Raw genomic sequence first — 2,146 nt, 5'->3', positions numbered from 1 at the left:
CGAGGAGGTCGCCGAGTGGCTGTGGACCGGAGAGCTCCGCCCCGGCGCCGCGTTCACCGCCCCGGAGACCTCGGTCGCCGTGGCCCGCCGCGCCGTGGACGCCCTGCCGGAGCACACCGGGCCCACCGACCGGCTGCGGGTCGCCGCGATCGCCGCCGCGGCCGCGGACCCGCTGCGCTTCGACCTGTCCGAGGACGCCGTGCTCGGCACCGCCCGCATCCTCATCCCGACCCTCGTCGCCGCGCTCCCCCCGGTGCCCTACGGCGGTCACCGGGACCCCGACCGCGGCCCGCTCGCCCGCCGGCTGTGGGCCCGGCTGAGCGGCCGTCCCGCAGACGAGGCGTCAATGCGCGTCCTGGACACGGCACTCGCGCTGCTCGCCGACCACGACCTGGCCGCCTCGACGCTCGCCGTGCGCGTCGCCGCCTCCGCCCGCGCGCACGCCTACGCGGCCGTGTCGGCCGGGCTGGGCGTGATCGAGGGCCCGCTGCACGGCGCGGCCAGCGGTCTGGCCCACCGGCTGCTGCTGGAGGTGCTCGACCGGGGCTCCGCGGGACCCGTGATCGCCGAGGAGCTCCGCGACGGCCGCCGCATCCCCGGGCTCGGCCACCGCCTCTACACCGGCGAGGACCCCCGCGCGCGTGCGCTCTTCGCGCTCCTCGCGGACGTACCGCGCGCCGCCCCGGCGCTCGCCGCCGCCCGCGACGTCGTGGCCACCACGGCCCGCCACGCCCCGCTGCACGCCAACGTCGACCTGGCCCTCGCCGTGTTCACCGCCTCCGCCGGGATGGACGCCACGGCGGGCGAGACGATCTTCGCCGTGGCCCGCACGGCGGGCTGGATCGCCCACGCCCTGGAGGAGTACGGGGAGCGGCCCCTGCGCATGCGCCCGAGCGGCCAGTACGTCGGCCCGCGTCCTCCTCGGCCGCTGCCCTGAACAGGGTCCGGGGCTCGGGGCGGTGACGACTCGGAGCGGATCACTCCGACGGCCGGACGTCGCTTCGACCGCGGTCAGGTTAGGCTCACCTGTGTGAGTACGTGCTCGACCGTCTCCCGGCAGCTCGACGAGCCGATGGCCGCGACGGCGGTCACCGCGACGACGTGGCTGCTGCTGGAGCAGCCCGGCCCGTGGGGCGCCAAGGCGCTCACCTCGAGCCACCTGGACCCCGCCGTCGGCCGGGCCCTGGACCGGGCCGCGCGGGGCACCGGTGTGCGCATCGCGCTGATCCGCCGTCCCGGACGCCACGCCGACTGCCGGACGCCGTCCGTGCGGCAGGTGTACGCGGCCCACACGGTTCCGGGAAGGACATGGCTGCGCAGCGCCACGACCACCGAGCCGGAACACCTGCTGGACCTCGACCTCGGCGCACTCGGCCGCGGCGACCACGACTCCTTCGACACGGTGCTGGAGGGTGGTCCCCACGCGGGCGACCCGCTCGCGTTCGTGTGCACCAACGGCAAGCGCGACCGGTGCTGCGCGCTCCTCGGCCGTCCCCTCGCCGCCGAGCTCGCCGCCTCGGGCGTGCGCGGGGTCTGGGAGGTCACGCACCTGGGCGGCCACCGCTTCTCGCCCACGCTGCTCGTCCTGCCGTACGGATACGCCTACGGCAGGGCCGGGGCGCACGCCGTCAAGGACGTCCTGCACGCCGTGCGGGAGGGCCGCGTCGTCCTGGACGGCTGTCGGGGCCGCACGGCCTGGGAACGCCCCGGACAGGCCGCGGAGCTGGCCGTGCGGGCGGCCGCGGACGAGTACCGCGCGGACGTCCTCTCCGTCCTGCGCGCCGACGGCGCGGCACCCCGCTGGGAGGTCACCGTCGCCCACGCCGACGGACGCCGGTGGCGGGTGACCGTGCGGCAGACGACCGCCGCACCGCCCCGCGCGGAGAGCTGCGGCACGTCGGTCCTGGGCGGACCCGCGCTCATGGACGTGGTGGCCCTGCGGGAGGTCACCGCGACGCGGCTCGCCGGCTGACGGTGCCCGCCGCGCCGGCTGACGCACCCGCGCGGGGTGACCGAGATCCGTGGCACACCCCTGGGGCGGCCGCCGCCCGCCGACGTACCGTCGTGGGCATGAACCGCACTCCCCCCGCACGCCGCCGTCGCCTGGGCCTGCCCCGGCGGGTGTTCTCGCAGGTGCTGCTGATGC

Annotated in this window: 2 protein-coding genes; both read left to right on the top strand. The window is 77.5% G+C overall.

What is annotated here, in order from left to right:
• On the top strand, positions 1-937 hold a 937-nt coding region (locus tag IE249_RS13275), incomplete at its 5' end, for a citrate/2-methylcitrate synthase (protein ID WP_229858346.1).
• Positions 938-1,030: 93 nt separating this feature from the next.
• Positions 1,031-1,972 carry a ferredoxin family protein gene (locus IE249_RS13270; RefSeq protein ID WP_189705018.1) on the top strand — a complete coding sequence of 314 codons (942 nt, stop codon included), beginning with the start codon at positions 1,031-1,033 and terminating at the stop codon, positions 1,970-1,972.
• Positions 1,973-2,146 lie beyond the last annotated feature (174 nt).

Source organism: Streptomyces anandii JCM 4720 (genome assembly GCF_014650655.1).
In the GTDB taxonomy this organism is placed as follows: domain Bacteria; phylum Actinomycetota; class Actinomycetes; order Streptomycetales; family Streptomycetaceae; genus Streptomyces; species Streptomyces anandii.
The sequence above is the reverse complement of the archived record's forward strand: the minus strand, read 5'-3'. Positions and strand labels throughout refer to the sequence as shown.